The organism is Acidicapsa acidisoli, assembly GCF_025685625.1.
GTDB lineage: Bacteria > Acidobacteriota > Terriglobia > Terriglobales > Acidobacteriaceae > Acidicapsa > Acidicapsa acidisoli.
Window position 1 is genome coordinate 1,483,015 of the sequence record NZ_JAGSYI010000001.1, and the last position, 18,034, is coordinate 1,501,048.

The window sequence follows — 18,034 nt, forward strand, 5'->3', positions numbered from 1 at the left end:
GGTAGAAAAAGGCCGACAGAGACGGGATAAACCCTATCTTTGCCGGCCTTTTTCTTTTCTGGCTCTTTCCTTGCGCTGGATCTTCTAAGTCTGGATCGTGGAAGTGAGCAGGTCCTCGATACGGATGGGGAGTTCCCGCACCCTGACTCCGGTGGCGTGGTAGACCGCGGCTGTCATGGCTGGCGCAATGCCCGCCAGGCCGATTTCGCCAATGCCTCGAGCGCCGTATTCGCCAAGGATCGGGTCTGGGAAGTCGAGGAAGTGAACGTCGATGTCGGGTGAATCGGCGTGGGTCGCGACCATGTAGTCGGCGAAGTTGGAGTTAACGGGCAGGCCGTTGCGATGGTCATAGATGGTCTCTTCGAGCATGCCCATGCCGACGCCCATGACGACGGCTCCGAGGATCTGGTTGGCGGCGGTCTTGCGGTTGATCATGCGGCCGCCGTCGATCACCGATACGACGCGGCTGACACGCAGGCGTGCGATGCCTGGGTCCCATTCGACTTCGACAAATTGCGCGCCGAAGGAGTGGGTGGAATACTCCCGGGCCTTGGGATTGGAGCCAAGCGGACCGGAGTTACCCTCACCGCTGGCTGCTTCCACATTAGCCATCTTGAGCAACTGTTCGTAGGGAACGCCTGAAGATGCTGGTTGAGTTTTGATGTGGACTTTGCCTTCGGAAAATGCCAGCGAGTCGGCGGGCTTGCCGTGAAATGGCGATTTTGCAGCGCTGATCGCAGTGGTGACGGCGGCTTTTGTCGCGTTGTCGGTGGCTTCGGCGATGGCGGGCAGAACGGTGGCTGTCGCGGTCGATCCGCCTGAGGTTGGGCCGGGAAGCAGCGAGCTGTCTCCGAGGACGACGCGGATACGGTCGACGGGGATGCCGGTGCGGTCGCTGACCACCTGGGCAAAGACGGTGTAGGTGCCGGTGCCGACGTCCTGGGTTCCGCAGGAGACGCGAGCGGTGCCGTCGTTGAGGAGTTGAACGCTAGTCTGGCAAGCGCCGCGGCCAGCTCCCCAGGATGCGCCGGCGACGCCCCAGCCGAGGATTATGTCTCCATCTCGCATCGAACCGATCTCTGGAGTTCGCTTCGCCCAGCCGAACTTCTCCGCGCCGACTTGCAGGCACTCCTTGTAATGGCGCGAGGAGAATGGCTTGTTCTGGCTCTCGTCGGTGAGGGTGTCGTTCTTGAGGCGCAGCTCGACGGGGTCCATTTTGAGGGCGACGGCGAGTTCGTCCATGGCGGACTCAACCGCATAGAGCCCTGGAACCGCGCCGGGACCGCGCATTGGCGTCGGGGTGCCGACATTGCGCCGGACGAGCGCGGAGGTGACGAGGAGATTGGGCGTTGAATAAATGAACGGAGTGGCTTCACCGCAGTTTTCGCGGATGTCGTCGCCAAAGTTGGTGTGGTTGCGGTAGTCATGGTGCAGGCTGACGAGCTTGCCATCGGCGGTTGCGCCGATCTTGACGCGCTGCTGCGTCTGGGGGCGATGGCCCACGCTGGTGAACATCTGCTTGCGATTGACGGAGAGTTTAACCGGGCGATTGAGCTGGCGGGCTGCCGCCGCGGCCAGAGCGCTTTGCGGCCAGGGAAAGAGTTTGCCGCCGAAGCCGGAGCCGAGAAAGCGGGTGATGACCCGGACGTTTTCGCGCGGAACGCCGAGGGTCTCTGCCATCACGTGCTGGTGATTGACCACGCCCTGCGAGGTCTCGTAAAGGGTGAAATTCGGATCATCCCAGACGGCCACCGTGGCGTGCATCTCCATCGGATTGTGCGTCTCGGCGGGGGTAATGTACGTCTGGTCGACTTTGACCGGAGCCGAGGCGAAGGCTGCGTCGACATCGCCGCGCTTCGATTCGGTATGCAGCGGCAGTTCTCCGGTCTGGGGATCGTCGAGTTTTGTGGAGACGTTGATCGGAGCTGATTCGTATTTCACGACGACGGCTGCGGACGCGGCCAATGCCTGCTCGTAGGTTTCGGCGAGGACGAGGGCGACGTATTGGCCCCAGTAGCGGACTTCCAGATCTTCAAAGGGTGGCCGGGCTTCGCTGGTGCGTCCGCCGTGACCGCCCGGAGCCATCCGGAATAATGGCCCAATGTTTCCGTGGTGAAGGATGTTCACAACGCCCGGCATCTTTTCGGCGCGGGAGGTGTCGATGGCGTGGATTGTGCCGGCAGCTACGGTGCTAGAGACGGCGACCCCGTGGACCATGCCGGGGAAGTGGTAATCGGCAGCGTACTGGGCCTGGCCAGTGGTCTTGAGAGGGCCGTCAATACGCGGGAGGTCAGCGCCGATGACTGTAGATGGGGTGTAGGGGGTTGAATCAGGCAATTTCCTGTCTCCTCGGACTGTATATTGGCTGGATCGGCTGCAGTGGACTTCGAAAGCCGCGCAGAGAAATACTGTAGCTCAATCGCAATCTCTTTGGACCGGAGCAAAAATACGTGTGCTCGCTGGCCCCTTCCCGTTATTCCTAATGCGCCATTCGCGAGCGGCGCTAGTGAATAGACGGATCGAATAGGGGGTGGGATTCACCGCCCGGGCTTGAGCCCCAGAGTTCGCTGACCAGAAGGCCTTTGAGGTGTGATTGGTCGTCATGAAGAATCCATCCGGAAGCGCCGAGAGCGCGGTGGTGCTCGGGAAGGGCCTGCTGGCGGAGATTGGTGAGCAGCCGGAAGGAGCGATAAAGAAAGGATATGAGCGGCGAGGCGATGGCGCGGCCGAAGCGGGATTGCGGGATGGCGAATTCGGAGATGAGCCAGAGGGCGCTTGGGGCAAGAAACGGCGTCAGTCGCCTCGCGAGGGCGGCAATCTCGCCAGTGCTGAGGCAGTCGAGGAAAAAGTGCGTCACGATCAGGTCGTATTGTTCGGCCTGTTCGGCGGTTGCTGGCGACCAGATTCGCAGATCGGCAACTTCGGTGGTGAGCCGGTTGCGGTGGGGCAAAGCGGCATTTTGGAGAGACGCAATCATCCGCGGACTGGCATCGACGGCTGTGACCCGGATTTGGAGATTAATGCGGAGAAGACGGGCGGTAAAGCGGCCGTCTCCGTCGCCGAGGATGAGCGCGTGACGGCAATTGGTGATTTGCGGCAGAAAGTGGGTACGGCAGCGCCAGAGGAATGGGCCAAAGCTGAGATATTCCAGCCAGCGATAGAGGCGGGCAAGACGACTGAAGTCAGGGGGTGCATTCCTCGCCGCGTTCATCGAATCGCGAGCAGCGCTGCGGGGACGAGCAGAACGAGGTCGGCGGCTGCGCGAAGGGTGACGGGTGCAAGGGCGAGCCGATAACGATCCAGCATAGCCAGCATCGCTGCGCTCAAGGTTGCCGCTGCGAGCAGCGCCGCAGAACGCGGATCGTGCAGGCTAGCCGCGACGATAGCGATGAGCGCGGCGCTGACCGCCAATATTGCCGCCAGGCGCACGATGGGCGCACGTTGTACTGCGGTGTCGGATTCCCAGGCTTCGATTGCGTGGCAGTTGAGCCAGGCCAGGGCGATGAATATCACGATGGGCGCATAGAGACTGAGTCGATGGCCTGGAATGCGAGCCCAGGTGGGGGTTGCGCAGGCGAGCGTGAAAATAACGCCGACAAGGAACTCTTTCGGAAGGCGAAGGCCAAGTTTCGGCCGCGCAACGCGCCATGGGCTGTGAACAGAGGTGAAATAGACGAGCGCGGCGGCAGCCAGGAAGGAATTGCGCCCACGCGCTGAGGAAGGCATGGAGTGCAGGACCAGCGCCAGACCGATAAGCGCAGCGGCCACGGCGATTGGAAGGAAGATGCGGCGGTGCTCCCAATGGAAGAGATGCCGTGCGCGGAGAGGAGTGCGAGCATTGCGCGCGTCAAGCAGACGGTCTCCGATGTAGGCCGACCACGCGGCGAGAGCAATCACCACCGGAAGCCAGATCGGCAGGCGCAGATGGGCCGCCCATGCGAAGGCCAGTGTCCATACGACAGCGACGGTCGGGGCGTCGAGACTCGTCAGGTGCCAGAGATGAAGAGAGGCCGGGATTTTCCGGATATCGAACCTGGCACGCGACCTCGCTGCGCGTCGGGGGCCAATACGGGGCCGGAGCGTGGAGGTGGTGGCCACAGCTTGATTTTACGGCGGCGTGGTTCTTTGTAATGGGCGGCGAAGCCAGATCGCGCCTTGAGATTGAGTGAAATCGCAGCAACTCTCTCACGACAACACACGGATTTGCCGGTATGCAATATTGGTTTCATGAATTTACTGGCTGGCTTAACCGAAAATACTCATCCGGAATCGCGGTAAGTCCATATACTAGGTCGGTAAACTCACACAGCGATTTGGATCGAGACGAGACAGACATGCGGGGATCGTTCCTGCATGATATCTGTGGGAAGAAGGTGGTCATTCGCCAAATGGGTTTAGGTTGTTTGCATTTCAAGAGAAGAGGATGGACGATGAAGCGCTTGATCCATTTTGCGGCGTGTCTTGCCTGTTTTACGGTGTTTCTGCTCGGCCCCACCATCGCGTCCGCCGGAGTTTCCAAGAAGGCGCAGTCTGATTTCGAGAAGAACCTTCTGGGTAAGGATGTGAAGGCGCTCCTGGATATGCCGGCCTACAAGGACGGTCTGGACCTGTATGTGGACCACAAGGTGGACAAGCGTCTCGACGAGCGCGGCATCGATCTGAAGGATCTTTCGAAGTATCTGAAAGATAAGGGCGTTGGTGTCGAACGCGACGAGTGGGTGACGATCACCGATGCGAAGATCGATAGCGACCGAATTGAGATTCACCTGGGCGGCGGCGGCGAAGGCCACGGCGCGAGCAAGAATGCCGCGAAAAAGGGGGCTGGATACAAGCGGGCTGGAGGTTCGCGGATCAACTTCCGTTACGGGCGCGACCTGACCGATGCGGATGTCCAGGCCGATACATTTTTGCCGCTGCTGGGCCGTGTGTTGGATACGAGCAAGATAATCGGGGTGGTGATTCCGAAAGACGTTGCGCCGCAGTTTCAGGAGGCGATACGGTCCAGGGATGTGGTCGTCGGGATGAGCTACCAGATGGTGTTGATAAGCTTTGGCGAGCCGGACCAGAAAAAAGTAGATGATTCGACGGATGATAGCCTGCACGAGACTTGGTACTACCTGAAGGACGGGCACCGCTGGGTGGTGAAGTTCGTGAATGGGAAAGTGGGAAAGGTGCAGGTCTTCTAAGGGCTGGCATCTGTGGTTCTGGCCTCAGTTGAGAGGCATGGGTCGGATACGATAGTCGGATGGAAGAATTCACTCGAATCAGGCGTCTGCCTCCCTATGTTTTCAACATCACCGGGGAGATGAAAGTCGCGGCGCGGCGGCGTGGCGAGGACATTATCGACTTCGGGATGGGGAATCCCGACGGGGCGACGCCGAAGCACATTGTGGACAAGATGATCGAGGCGGCGCAGAAGCCGGTGACGCATCGTTACTCGGTATCGAAGGGGCTGCCGCGTCTGCGCAAGGCGATTGCGAACTGGTATAAGACGCGCTACGACGTCGATCTGGACCCGGTGTCAGAGGCCATTGTGACCATCGGGTCAAAAGAGGGCATCTCGCATCTTTGCCTGGCGATTTTGGACTCGAACGACACGGTTGTGGTGCCGAACCCAAGTTATCCGATTCACATCTACGGGCCGGCGATCGCAGGTGCTCACGTGGTCAGCGTGCCGGTACACAATCAGGATCAGTTTCTGGCGGAGCTGGAGAATCTGATTCCGCGCATGATGCCGCGCCCCAAGGCGCTGATTGTGAACTTCCCTTCCAATCCGACGACCGAGTGCGTGGAGTTGCCCTTTCTGGCTCGCCTGGTGGATCTCGCGCGGGAGTTTGGTTTTTACCTGATTCACGACTTGGCCTATGCGGATATTGCCTTTGACGGCTACAAGCCGCCGTCTGTGATGCAGGTTCCGGGCGCGAAGGATGTTGCTGTCGAGTTCTTTACGCTTTCGAAGAGCTACAACATGCCGGGATGGCGCGTGGGCTTCATGGTGGGCAATCCGAAACTGGTTGCTGCGCTTGGGCGGCTGAAGAGCTACTTCGACTACGGGACATTTACCCCGATTCAGGTGGCTTCGATTCTGGCGCTGGAGGGTCCACAGGGCTGCGTCGCGGAGATTTGCGGGATCTATCGCAAACGGCGCGACGTGCTGGTGGAGGGTCTGAATCGGGCTGGCTGGGCGGTGGCGCTACCTAAGGCAACGATGTTCGTCTGGGCGCGGATTCCTGAGCAGTTTCGAGCGCTGGGGTCGCTGGAGTTCAGTAAGCAACTTTTGACGGATGCCAAGGTTGCAGTGAGTCCCGGGATTGGCTTTGGCGACTACGGCGACGGGCATGTGCGTTTTTCGCTGATCGAGAACGAGGAGCGTACACGGCAGGCGCTGCGGGGCATCAAGATGATGTTGGCCGGGAAGGTCTTCGCCTGAGTTTACGTCTTACTTTGTTGCACCATGGCGAGGAACGAGCAGCACGTACGGTACCACGGCCTGCGAGAACTGATCTCGCAGCGACGGGTCGCTGAACGGCGGTGCATGGTCGCCCACAATGGCGATGACGGTAGGACGCGCCAAGTTAGTCATGGCCATATCGGCAACCGAATGATGTACGTTAGCGATGAGCTGATACCAGGAGCAGAGCGACGGTTGCTGCGCGAGGGACGGCGTGAAAGAGCAGGAAGCCGGTGATGTGAGCGGAGACGGCACACGCACGGGCAGGTGCGAATTCAGCGTGACCCAGTAGAGAAATTCGGGAGTTGGCGTGTGCTGTTCCAGCCGTCGTCCCATCCACTCGGCAATGGCCGCATCGCAGATGCCCCAGAACGCGCCGTCGCAATTTGGCAGGTCTTCCTGATGGAACTTGTCGGTGAACCACATGTCCTGAAATCCAATGGTTTTGTACCACTTCACCCGGTCGAACATCTCGCCCCACATCCCATGTATCGCGACGTTGTGATAGCCCATGGCGGCAAGCCGATCGGGAAGGCAACCTTGCAACTCCTGGGCGGAAGCTTTCATGAGACGAAATCCCATCGTGCTGCCGCAAAGCTCGCGGGCCTCGCCACCGAGCGTTGGTCCGAGAAACGGCACTGTCCCCTGTAGGACGTCGTATCGCGCCAGCAATCCTGGTTGTGCATAGGGTTCAACCAAGGCGTTCCTTACGGAGGAGTCCGTATCGATCCCCCAGGACTCGACGAGAATGAGGACGAGATTCGGCGGTTCTCCCTTGTTTTGCGCTGCAATGCTCTCAGCGGACTGCATAGCGAGAGTCGCGGCGTTGCGGATGGGGAGTCCGGATGGCGCCGGGAAGAGTTTTCTAAGAGCCAATCGAAAGACTGGAACACGGGAAAGGCTCAGTTTCGGAAAGTACCCAACGCGGATTTCCCCCCGTATTTCATGCCAGGCTTGGATATGACCGGGACGATCTCCCGGACTACGAAGCACCTCAATGGAATCGATGGACAAGCAGAGTACCGCAAAGGCTAGGAAGCACCCAGCCACTCTTGCGCGGTACTTCTTTGGGACCGTTGCGACGGGAGGTAACGCTGAGATTGTGGCCGCGAGAAGAGTCAGCAGGAGCACTACGGCTCCCGCAAACAGACGGGACGCTGAAAGCTGCCGGACTGCGCCGAGATTGGTGAAGATCTGGGAGATTGGAAGGAAATAGGTCTCGGATATTGCCCCGATTAGATCAATCGCAACAGCCAACAGCAGCAGGAGAGGCGCAATGATTCGCGGCAGGAATAAGGCGAGCAAACCGACAGCGATATACTCCAGGCAAAACCAGCCATCCTGCGAGATTGCGAGCCACCTGCTAGCCACCCAGAAGGGGATATTGGCCAGCAATGCATAGAAGGTTACATAGAGAATCCAGCGGGCAACATCGGTCTGTTTCCATGCGCTCGATGACTTCACAGCCGGGTCGCCGGTGCCTGGCGGATTCTGTTGATAGATGCCCACGTCTGCGTTCCTCTCTGGCGGAAAATCGGAATCTGAAGTTCAAGCGACGCCACAGAGAGGCAACTCTGGCGAAGACAACTTTGCAGGGAAGTCGATGGGCCGTGTGGGATGCTGTCCAGAGAGTCAGTCTAGCGCAGTCGCCGGAGATTCATCGATGGCACTATCGGGGCAGGCGATTTTCGAGGCGACGGAATGAGCAGCCTCGAATGCGAGAACGTCATCCAACTGGCAAGGATGTACAAGGAGATGGAATGAAGTTGTGGCAAAAACTGGCATTACTGACGCTGGTGGTGGTGCTGATCGGTAGCGCGCGATTTTACTTTGTCTGGAAGTCCAGACAGAACCCTGGCGTGATGGCTACGCAAGGCGAAAAGGTGAAGCCGTTGACGCAGGATGAGTTGGCGGTGGTAACGGAGTATTACTTTGCCTCGTTCGATCAGGCCAAACGGTTGGAGGGAAAGCCGGTTTGGATCAAAGCCGGGTATTCGCTGCCTTACTACCCCTACGCAGGCGGACAGGTGCAGTTTGGACGGCGTGTCGGCGAATTGCCTGCGGCGGAGAAGCTTTCCATCTCAAAGCTGATCAAAGCTGTGGCTCCGGCAAAGGAAGATAACCGCGTTCCGCATGGCACGCGTCAGTATTTTGCCGTATTTACGCTCGATGGGAATGCCGATGCGAAGCCGGGAACCTTTGCCGCTCCCATCGGTTATGTAGACGGCGCAAACGAGACGTTGTACTGCGACCAGCTTTTCTATTACGACGATCCCAGAACGATTTATGACAACTGGCCAAAGCCGGTCTGGGACGCGGTCGCCGCGCATGAGCCGAAGGTCGGGATGACTGAGAATCAGACGCGGATGGCGGTTGGGATTCTGATGGAGAGCAGTTCGCAAAGCCAGGGCGACCGGACGGTAACGTATCACGCGGGTCCCAAGACCTGGACTGTGACCTTCGCGAAGGGTGTTGCTACGCAGGTGAAGGCAGGATGATGGAGTTGGATCACGGCGCTATTTTGCGCCGTGATCTGCGGAATCTTTTTAGGAGTTGGGGAAGGGTGAGTTGGCGATCAGGTCGCAGAAGTTGGGGCTCTTGTAGCCGGGGATGAAGCGTTCGCAGACGTCGGCTTTTACTGTGCCCCAGGTGGATCCGGGCTTGAAATCGAAGCCGCCGAAGAACGCCTTTACGATGCCTTCCTTGAAGTTTTTACGCGGGTACTCGGCAACAATCTGTTCACGCAGAGCGGCGGGGAAGTTATCGAAGCCCTCGCCGAGCACATCGAGGCCGACGCCGCTGAAGAGCAGCGCGACTTCCGGCTGCATGTACTGCGTTACGCCAGGGGTGGTGTGCAGGGCGATCGCCTCCCATACGGTTTGGATCTGCGCTTCGGGAATGTTGTGCGCGGTGAGGAACTGGCGCGCGGCGTTGGCGCCATCCACTTCGAAGCGCTCTGTCGTGCTCTGGTACTTCTTGATGAGGCCGAGGTCATGGAAAGCGGCGGCGACGTAGAGCAGTTCCGCGTCAAAGCGCAGCTTTTGCTCGCGTCCCTGCTCGTGCGCAAATAGGTAGACGCGGTGAGAGTGGTTGTAGAGGAGTTCGGTGCTGTGCTCGCGCAGGATCTGAGTAGCTTCCTTTGCGAGTTTGGTGTCGGGAATGTGGGCGGAGGTGAGGATGGACATGAGGATGGTCTCCTTGGATTTCGGAATGATTGGTTCCGGTTTCGTGCTTACACTATCCACACTAGGACTCCTGGACTTTGGCCGCCACGACGCCGATACAGCAATTTAGGACACACATTTCTGCGCGCGGGTCTTAGCATGGAGTTATGCGCAGGGTCGTTTTCACAGGGCCGCCGCCGGTGCAGATACTGGATGTTGCCGGGCCGCTGGAGGTGTTTGCCAGCGCGCCGGGATATGAGACTGTCCTCGGATCGCCATCGGGTGGGAACGTTCTGGAGACCAATCGCGGAGTCTCGCTAACCGGCGCTGTTCCCCTCGGTGAGTTATCCGGACCGATTGACACGCTTGTGATCGTAGGTGGGACGGGAGCTGAGTGCGGCAGCTACGACGCGAGCTTTCTCGCATGGATTGCCGACGCAGCCAAACGCTCTAGGCGCGTGGCGTCGATCTGTACCGGCGCCTTTATGCTCGCCGCCGCGGGATTGCTCGATGGCCGGAACGCTGTGACGCACTGGGCGTTCTGCGACCGCCTGACGCAAGAGTTTCCCCAGGTCCGCGTCAATCCTGATCCGATCTTTCTGCGCGACGGCCCGGTGTATACCTCGGCGGGAATTACCGCGGGAATCGATCTCTGCCTTGCTCTGGTCGAGGAGGACAACGGTCATGCGGTTGCGCTGGATGTGGCCCGCAGGCTGGTGATGTTTCTGGTGCGGCCGGGCGGACAGGCGCAGTTCAGTCACTCTCTGTCGCACCAGGCGCTCACGTCGCAGCCGCTTCGTGAGTTGCAGGTATGGATATTGGAGCACCTGCGCGAAGATCTGACGGTGGAGCGGCTGGCTGATCGGATTGGCATGAGTGCGAGGCACTTTACGCGGGTTTGCCTGCGCGAGACAGGGATGAATCCGGGGCAGTTTGTAGATCGGATGCGTGTGGAGTCGGCGCAGAGGATGATTAACAGCTCCGCGATGGGGCTGAAGGAGATTGCCGATGCCTGCGGATTTTTGAGCGCCGATGCAATGCGGCGCACCTTTCTTCGCGTGATTGGCATTACGGCCGGGGAGTATGCCAGCCGGTTCACGCGGAACGGAAACGGAATCCGGGAATCCGAGACCGGTCAGAGCGTCTGAAGGCTCAGTTTGTCGAAAGCCACCAACCTTCGCCCGAACACCAGCAACTGCGATCTGGCGAGTTATTCCGATAGAGCGATTTGACTTTGTCCCAGTTGCGATTCCGAAATGCTTTGGCGAGCTTGTTGGCTGTGGAGTCGATTCTCGCTCCGACGCAGGGAACAAACTGCACCTGCATGAGAAAGCGAGCCGGGTAGGGCTCGTCGTCGTGCTTCGTGATCAGTAGCATCGCTCCAGCTCCCGCCGCTGGAGTGAGCGGAAACAACAACCGTCCGCCGGGATGGAGTGCGTCAAGCCATGCAGCTATTGGTTCCGTTGCGCCGGCATTCACATAGATTACGTCGCATGCCGGGAGCGGCTCTGTTGCGCCCGAGCGGCAATGAACACGCACATGCGAGAATACGGCGAGATTGGCGCTCGCGCGTTGCGCCAGTTCCGGCTCGATCTCATAGGCGTCCACCCGGCCGGTGTCGCCGACAAGCTTCGACAGAATGGTGGTGTAATAACCGCTTCCTGCTCCAACGTGGACCACTTGGTCACCCTTCTTTACGCCGAGCGTATGGATGCAGTGGGCGTGGAGCGTAGGTTGGCCGTTGTTGAGCGGCGCCGGTGTTCCGAGCGAAACCACGACATCCTGATATAAAAACGTGGGATCGCCGGAGGTGGTTTCGATGTAGCCGACGGCGGTGAATACCTTCCATGGCGGTGGGCCGACGAACTGCTCCCTTGGCGTCGAAGCAAAGGCTGCCTCCAGCTCGCTTCCTGGTGGTATGCCTGCGTTTGCAGTTACAAGGTGAGCGAAGAATCGCCGGACTTCGAGAATACGCTCCATAGTTGGTTTCTAAATCAGATGGCTTCTAAACCGCTGCTGAACTCATTGATTTGCGCTAGCGAATGCTCAGATCGACGCGGAAAACATCCGGTCCCTTCACGGCAAGCGCATGGAGGCTGTCTTTGCTGTCGAAGACAATCTGTCCTCCTTTGGCGATGCCATCATAGAGGTTTGCCTCCTGGTCATTTACCGAGAAGACCCAGCCGGAATCGTTTCGGGCGCAGTACGCCAGGTGCTGGCTGTCCGGGCTGAATACGGGGAAGATATTGGCCAGGTCTTTGTGTTCGCGGATTTCTTTTCCGTCGAGGACTACGGTCCATTTGTCGCGCCGCTTGGCTCCGTACGCCAAGTGCTTGCTGTCTGGGCTGAAGAGAAGATAATTGACCGCGAGATCGTCGTATGCAGTAGATTCCTGGCCGTCGCGTACCACGAACCATTGGCCGTTTTTCTGAATTCCCAGTGCCAGATGCTGACTGTCCGGACTGAAGACAGGGCCGCCTTTCAGCAGTGCATCGCAGGGCGAGTCTTTGATTCCGTCGCGGACAAGCATCCACTTACCATTGCTCTGCGCTCCATAAGCATAGTGGCGCCCATCGGGACTGAAGACGACTGGCCGCTTCATGATCAGGTCGAAGCGTTCTCCCTCTTGTTCGTCGATGACCACCGACCACTTGTTATCGAAGCGCGCACAGTAGGCGAACCGCCGGCTATCCGGAGAAAAGACGAAATAATCTCCCGCTAATGCATCGCGACGCGGGCCCTCGACTCCGTCTACCGTCACCGACCACTTGTCGCCGTTGCGGGTGCCATAAGCAAAGCGCCGGCTGTCCGGGCTGAAAGTGAAATCGGCGTCGAGAATTGCATCGTACTGGATGCTTTCTTCGCTATCGACGATGACAGTCCACTTATTGTTGTTGTAAGCGCCGTAGGCCACCCGCTTGCTGTCGGGACTGAAGATCGCTCCGCCAGTGAGAAGGCCTTCGTTTTGCCGGCTCTCTTTCCCGTCGATGACGACAAGCCATTTGTTGTCCCTCTTCGCCAGATAGGTGTAACGGCGGCTATCGGGGCTGAAGGAGACGCAAGTGCCGGGGTCGCCAACATCGTCGTACCGCCCCACCTCGACGCCGTCGATGATGACGAACCACTTACTGTCTCTTTGCGCGGCGTAGGCCAGGCGCGAGTTATCGGGACTAAAAGTGATCTTGATCTTGGCATTCTCGTACTCCGCGCTCAGCGTCCCGTTTACATTGACGCAGTACTTGGTCACAAATCCCAGGAAGCCGGTCTTCTTCTCGATGTATGCAATTCGCCGGTTATCGGGACTGACCGTAAGTGACTTTTCAACCCAATTGCCGTAGTCGATGCTGACAAGCCGTTGCTGCGATGCAATGAGTCGCCGGTCTGTGAATACGGGAACTGTGAATATGGGAGTCGGTACAAACGTGGGTTTCCCGATTGCGGGTTCGTTCTGAGTGTGCTGAGTAACAGGCGCACGTAGATTCGTTTCCGGCGCTGCCGGAGCATGTACCGGCTGCTCTGGCGGGACGAAGATCGATGGTGCTTTCGTGCCCTCTGGTTTCGCAGACCGATCCCGCGTGGAGACGGCCTGCAGATTTTCTACCAGCCGGCCGACGTCGTAGGTCCATCGAGTATCGCTCAACTCAATGGCCTGGCGTCTCGCGAGCCCCTTGAGCTGGGCTGGAAGCTCCTCGGTCCTGGGCATCTTCGCTCGCTCGACGAGCACAGGGATGACGCGAATCTTGCGGTCAAGCGCGGTCTGGATCTCAAGCCTGACAAAATCGAGATCGTCATCCAGGCGCGCCCGATGATGTTCGTCTTCAGCGGTTAGCCATCTGGGACCGATGACGGCGAGAACGATATCGCATTGACCAAGCGTGTCGTTGATGGCATCGACGAAATCGTCGCCGGGTTGGAGAGTATCCACGTCAATGAAGACAGACTCCCGCCCGAACTCCTGGTGCAGCCGGTCGTAGAGCCGCCCGGCATATCCTGGAGAATCTTCGCGACGATAACTGACGAATATCTTGGGCATCGTTTTGCGCGTCGGTCTGATGATAGCGCAGATTTCGGCCGAAATTGCCGCAGCGCGCGGTGTTTGGCTATACGGCCCGTCAGGCAGGCAAGAGACGAGTGCGAATTTCCATAACTGCACAGAACTGTGCGAAATGTACTCTCGGCCATTTGCCGGTAACTGTTATTCTCGGCGTAAGGAGCCACCGGAATGGGAACTGGGGTCACTCTCGACTATGTGGCGCAGAATTTTCCGCAGAATCCCCATTCGCTTGAGGTAGTACTGAGCGCGATGCCTGTGGGCGTCTCCTGGGCCAACCTTGCCGATCAAAAGATTGTCTTCATGAACCGCAAGTTTACGGAGATTTTCGGCTACACGCTGAGCGACTTCGAGGATATCTCCGACTGGAATCGGAGGGTCTATCCCTTTCCCGAAGATCAGGATCTGATTACAGAAACATGGGTCAAGCGCCTCACGGCCAAAAAGCCGACTGAGGTTGCCATAGAGCCTTTGGAGGTCTGCATCCGGTGCTTGGACGGCAGCCATAAGACGGTAATTCTGAGTGGAGTTATTCTGCCCGACGCCGGATGGGTGTTGGCGACTTTTGTCGATATTACGGACCGCAAACGGGACGAATTGCTCCTCCGGGCGGCTGAGCGTCAGGCTGCGGAGAGTCAGGCGATTTACCGTCTGCTGCTGGACCACTCCCCGGAAATGATTGTCCTCTCCCCATTCGACGAATCCCCTCGGTATGTCTCGCCGGCGGTCGAGCAAGTCACCGGCTTCTCCGCGCAGAAATACCTCAGTTTGGAAAGGTTTGAGATGATCCATCCGGCGGACCGCGAGGCTGCGGAGCGCATTTTCGAAGAACTCAAGCGGGGAAATCTGCGGCATGTATTTCGCTATCGCACTCTCCTGAAGGGCGGCGGTTATTGCTGGGTCGAGTCGATCGTCACCGGTTACATTGATCCTGTTTCAAGGCGGACAGCCGGCTATGTGGCCACGATTCGCGACATCTCCGAAGAGAAGAGGCGTGAAGATCGCTCGGCGTCTGAGCATCTCCGGCTTTCTGAAGCAGCCTCTCTCGACGAGTTGACGGGAATTGCCAATCGGCGCGCCTTTAATCGTGCGATGGAAAGTGAGGTTCGTCGGCAGGCCCGCGCTGCGGACGATCTGTCGCTTCTGATGTTGGACGTCGATCATTTCAAGCTGTACAACGACCTCTATGGGCATCTCTCCGGAGATGCATGTCTCAAGGACGTCGCCGCTGCCCTCAAATGCGCGTTACGACGCGAAGGGGATCTCGCTGCCCGTTTCGGCGGCGAAGAGTTTGTCGTTCTTCTGCCCAGCACCAAGTCCTCGGGCGCGGAAGCGGTAGCCCGCATAATCCTCAAGGCCGTCTCGGCTCTTGCCATACCCCATGCGGAGAGTCCTTATGGTGTGGTGACCGTCAGCATCGGCGTTACCACTTGGCCTTCCGGAGTACCGCTCAATCAGAGCCTGCTGATCGAACAGGCCGACCGCGCCCTGTATGCCGCCAAAGCTCGGGGACGCAATACCTATGTGCTTGAGTCGAGCGATGTGACTCCGGATCGCGGCGAGTAGCTCTTTTTGCGCTCCTATGCTGGTGGTGCGGATTCGAGAAGCGAGAGAAGTCCGGGCTCGTCGAGGATTGGAATGCCCAGTTCCTGGGCTTTGGCGAGTTTGCTGCCGGCTTCTTCGCCCGCGACAACGTAGTTTGTCTTCTTGCTCACGGAGCCGGAGACTTTGCCGCCGGCTGCTTCGATCTTTTCTTTGGCTTCTTCGCGGCTCAAGGTTGGGAAGGTGCCGGTCAGGACGAAGGTGAGGCCTTCGAGCTGCGTGGTCCGCTGTTTTTTCTCGGCGGTCATCTTCAGGCCAAGCTCTGCGAGATGCTGGATGAGTGCGCGGTTTCGTTCGTTCTGGAAGAAATCGTGCACCGATGCCGCAACCTTCGGGCCGACTTCCTGCACACGCTCCAGCTCTTCCTGGGTTGCATTTTCGAGCGCTTCCATACTGCCGAATTCGCCCGCCAGCAGCTCGGCCGTGCGTTCGCCGACAAACGAGATGCCGAGGCCCATCAGCAAACGCGCAAGGCCGGCTTGCTTGGAGTTTTCTATCTGGGTAAGCAACGCCTGCGCCGACTTTTTGCCGACGCGTTCGAGGGTGAGCAACTGCTCTTCGGTCAAGGTGTAAAGGTCGGCGATGCTCTTGACCAAGCCTGAGTCTAGTAACTGCACCGCCATAGCGTCGCCAAGGCCTTCGATGTTCATGACGCCGCGATGCGAGAAGTAAGTCAGCGACTGCGCCAGCCGCGCCGGACAGTCGACGTTTATGCAGTAGGAGTCAACCTCGCCTTCGACGTGCTCGGCGGGTGTGTGACAGACAGGGCATTCTGTGGGCATCTCAAAGACGCCTGTGCCTTCGGGATGCTCTGCGTCGATGACGACTCCTGCGATGTTGGGGATCACGTCGCCTGCGCGCTGCACTCTAACCCAGCTTCCGGGACGAATGCCCAGGCGTGCCACCTCGTCGGCGTTAAACAGGCCGACGTTTGTGATGGTGGTGCCACCGACGACTACCGGAATCAGCACCGCAAGCGGCGTGAGCTTGCCGGTGCGGCCCACGGTGACCACGATCTCGCGGACCTGCGTGATGCCTGTGCGCGCGGTGAACTTGTATGCGATCGCCCACCGGGGATGACGGCCCGTATAGCCCAGACGTACCTGGGTCTGTTGCGCATCAACCTTGATGACCACGCCGTCGATTTCGTAGCCCAGGCTGTCGCGCTGCTCCTCGACCTTGGTGAGAAAGGCGAGAATCTGATCGACGGTGGTAAAGGTGTCCCGATGGGGATTGACGCGGAAGCCAAGTGTTGTCAGCGTCTCCAGCGTGGCGTGTTGGCCTGCGGGATTGTATTCGCCGTTGAGGATCAGAAAGTAGGCATAGAAGTCGAGGCGGCGCTGGGCCACGGCTTTGGTGTCGAGCGTACGCAGCGTTCCGGCGGCGAAGTTGCGCGGGTTGGCAGCGGGGGCTAGGCCGGCGGCTACGCGCTCTTCGTTTGCTTTTTGGAAGGAGGCGAGGGGCATGACTACTTCGCCTCTTACTTCAAAGGTGCTGGCCGCACGGGCATTGCCTTCGGACTGGTCCATATGCGAGTTCTGGAGATGAGAGTCGTGGAGCTTTGCGGGTGAAACATTTAGTGGGACACTCCGGATTGTTCGGACGTTCGTGGTGACGTCTTCGCCGATCTGTCCGTCGCCTCGGGTTAGGCCGCGCAGCAGGCGTGCGCTGCCGTGAGCGTCGATTTCGTAATGCAGAGCGAGCGAGAGGCCGTCGAGTTTGAGTTCGGCGACGTAGAGGACCGGCAGATTGCCTGCCAGTTCGCGGACGCGTCGGTCCCAGTCACGCAGCTCTTCTTCGTTGTAGGCGTTGTCGAGCGAAAGCATGGGGCGCGAGTGCGCGACTTTTTGAAATCCCTCGGCGGGACGGCCGCCGACACGCTGCGTGGGCGAATCCGGCGTCAACAGTTCGGGATGCGCGGCTTCGAGAGCCTTCAGCTCGTTCATCAGCGTGTCGTACTCGGCGTCACTGATTGTTGGCGCATCGAGGACGTAGTATTGGTACTCGTGATGGCGGAGCAGTTCGCGCAATGCGGCGATCTGTGCCGCTGGATTCTCGTTCGGATCTGTGACCGGATCTTCGTTCAGGACGCTCATTGGCAGGATTATAGCGATCATGGGTTGCGTCGTGGCTGCGTCTTGTCGGCCCGCGCGTCGGGGATTCGTAAGCAGAATGAACTGTATACGAAGGTTGAACGTATATAGAAACAGTAGAAATCAGGAGAGAATTCGATGAGTACGACGCCATATCCGAATCCGCAGATTGTTTTTCAGCAGCAGTATGAGTCCGTGCGCAGGGATGAAGTGGTTGGTGTGCTGCTCGCGCTTTTTCTCGGATGCTTCGGAGTCCACCACTTTTATCTGGGCCGGGTGGGGCTGGGGATTTTGTATGTGTGCTTTTGCTGGACGGGCATTCCGGCGATTCTTGGGGTGATCGAGTGCTTCTTTATGCCGGGGCGAGTGCGGATGTACAACGCGATCCAGGCTGCCGGCCTGGCTGCGGCGCTGGGAATTGCAGTGCCGGGCTTTATGGCGCATCCGGGATGGGTGGCGCCGGGATACGGCTATCCGCAATCAATCCACGTTTCGGTACAGACCGATCCGGCTTCCGGAACTGGCTCCGGCGAAACGACGCTGACGACCTGCGGAAACTGCGGGCAGACGAATCCGACGGGGGCGCGGTTCTGCACCGGATGCGGAACGCGGCTGGAATAAGACCGGATTGGGCTGAAACAGGAATGGGCTGACCCGGGGCGGGTCAGCCCAA

Annotated in this window: 14 protein-coding genes; 6 read left to right on the forward strand and 8 right to left on the reverse strand. The window is 58.9% G+C overall.

Features of this window, described 5'->3' with window-relative positions; all coding sequences use genetic code 11:
* Positions 1-84: 84 nt before the first annotated feature.
* From OHL23_RS05900 to OHL23_RS05910, 3 genes are all read right to left on the reverse strand, one after another.
* A complete protein-coding gene (locus tag OHL23_RS05900; protein WP_263350850.1) occupies positions 85-2,337 on the reverse strand; it encodes a xanthine dehydrogenase family protein molybdopterin-binding subunit in 2,253 nt (750 codons plus the stop codon).
* 166 nt (positions 2,338-2,503) lie between these two features.
* Complete coding sequence (locus tag OHL23_RS05905; protein WP_263350851.1) at positions 2,504-3,211, reverse strand: class I SAM-dependent methyltransferase; 708 nt, start codon at positions 3,209-3,211, stop codon at positions 2,504-2,506.
* Positions 3,208-4,098 carry a hypothetical protein gene (locus OHL23_RS05910; protein ID WP_263350852.1) on the reverse strand — a complete coding sequence of 297 codons (891 nt, stop codon included), beginning with the start codon at positions 4,096-4,098 and terminating at the stop codon, positions 3,208-3,210. Before OHL23_RS05910 ends, OHL23_RS05905 begins: the two co-directional genes overlap by 4 nt.
* Before the next feature lie 332 nt (positions 4,099-4,430).
* Here OHL23_RS05910 and OHL23_RS05915 point away from each other — a divergent pair, with 332 nt between their 5' ends.
* Entirely contained in the window at positions 4,431-5,186 is a 756-nt protein-coding gene (locus OHL23_RS05915; RefSeq protein WP_263350853.1) for a hypothetical protein, read from the forward strand.
* A gap of 59 nt (positions 5,187-5,245) precedes the next feature.
* Positions 5,246-6,430, forward strand: coding sequence for an alanine transaminase (alaC, locus tag OHL23_RS05920; RefSeq protein WP_263350855.1), 1,185 nt, complete (start codon positions 5,246-5,248; stop codon positions 6,428-6,430).
* A gap of 9 nt (positions 6,431-6,439) precedes the next feature.
* On the opposite strand, the gene OHL23_RS05925 is transcribed toward alaC, so the two are convergent.
* Positions 6,440-7,960 (reverse strand): sulfatase-like hydrolase/transferase, encoded by a 1,521-nt coding sequence (locus OHL23_RS05925; protein WP_263350856.1) that lies wholly within the window; start codon positions 7,958-7,960, stop codon positions 6,440-6,442.
* A gap of 251 nt (positions 7,961-8,211) precedes the next feature.
* On the opposite strand from OHL23_RS05925, the gene OHL23_RS05930 reads away from it, so the two are divergent.
* Positions 8,212-8,949, forward strand: a complete 738-nt coding sequence (locus OHL23_RS05930) for a hypothetical protein (protein ID WP_263350858.1) — start codon at positions 8,212-8,214, stop codon at positions 8,947-8,949.
* A gap of 48 nt (positions 8,950-8,997) precedes the next feature.
* Here the strand turns inward: OHL23_RS05930 and OHL23_RS05935 are convergent, their stop codons facing one another.
* Entirely contained in the window at positions 8,998-9,636 is a 639-nt protein-coding gene (locus tag OHL23_RS05935) for an HD domain-containing protein (RefSeq protein ID WP_263350859.1), read from the reverse strand.
* 146 nt (positions 9,637-9,782) lie between these two features.
* Between OHL23_RS05935 and OHL23_RS05940 the strand changes: the two genes are divergently transcribed.
* Complete coding sequence (locus OHL23_RS05940) at positions 9,783-10,763, forward strand: GlxA family transcriptional regulator (protein ID WP_263350860.1); 981 nt, start codon at positions 9,783-9,785, stop codon at positions 10,761-10,763.
* 4 nt (positions 10,764-10,767) lie between these two features.
* On the opposite strand, the gene OHL23_RS05945 is transcribed toward OHL23_RS05940, so the two are convergent.
* On the reverse strand, positions 10,768-11,595 hold the full coding sequence (locus OHL23_RS05945; RefSeq protein ID WP_263350861.1) for a protein-L-isoaspartate O-methyltransferase family protein: 828 nt from the start codon (positions 11,593-11,595) through the stop codon (positions 10,768-10,770).
* 55 nt (positions 11,596-11,650) lie between these two features.
* Positions 11,651-13,648, reverse strand: coding sequence for a toll/interleukin-1 receptor domain-containing protein (locus OHL23_RS05950; RefSeq protein ID WP_263350863.1), 1,998 nt, complete (start codon positions 13,646-13,648; stop codon positions 11,651-11,653).
* Between the two features lie 189 nt (positions 13,649-13,837).
* On the opposite strand from OHL23_RS05950, the gene OHL23_RS05955 reads away from it, so the two are divergent.
* The gene (locus OHL23_RS05955; protein ID WP_263350864.1) at positions 13,838-15,232 is read left to right on the forward strand and encodes a sensor domain-containing diguanylate cyclase; all 1,395 of its coding nucleotides are present in this window, start codon (positions 13,838-13,840) and stop codon (positions 15,230-15,232) included.
* A gap of 14 nt (positions 15,233-15,246) precedes the next feature.
* On the opposite strand, the gene ligA is transcribed toward OHL23_RS05955, so the two are convergent.
* Entirely contained in the window at positions 15,247-17,385 is a 2,139-nt protein-coding gene (gene ligA / locus OHL23_RS05960; protein WP_263350866.1) for an NAD-dependent DNA ligase LigA, read from the reverse strand.
* Between the two features lie 114 nt (positions 17,386-17,499).
* Here ligA and OHL23_RS05965 point away from each other — a divergent pair, with 114 nt between their 5' ends.
* Positions 17,500-17,982: a TM2 domain-containing protein gene (locus OHL23_RS05965; RefSeq protein ID WP_263350867.1), complete on the forward strand. Its 483-nt coding sequence runs from the start codon at positions 17,500-17,502 to the stop codon at positions 17,980-17,982.
* Positions 17,983-18,034: the final 52 nt, after the last annotated feature.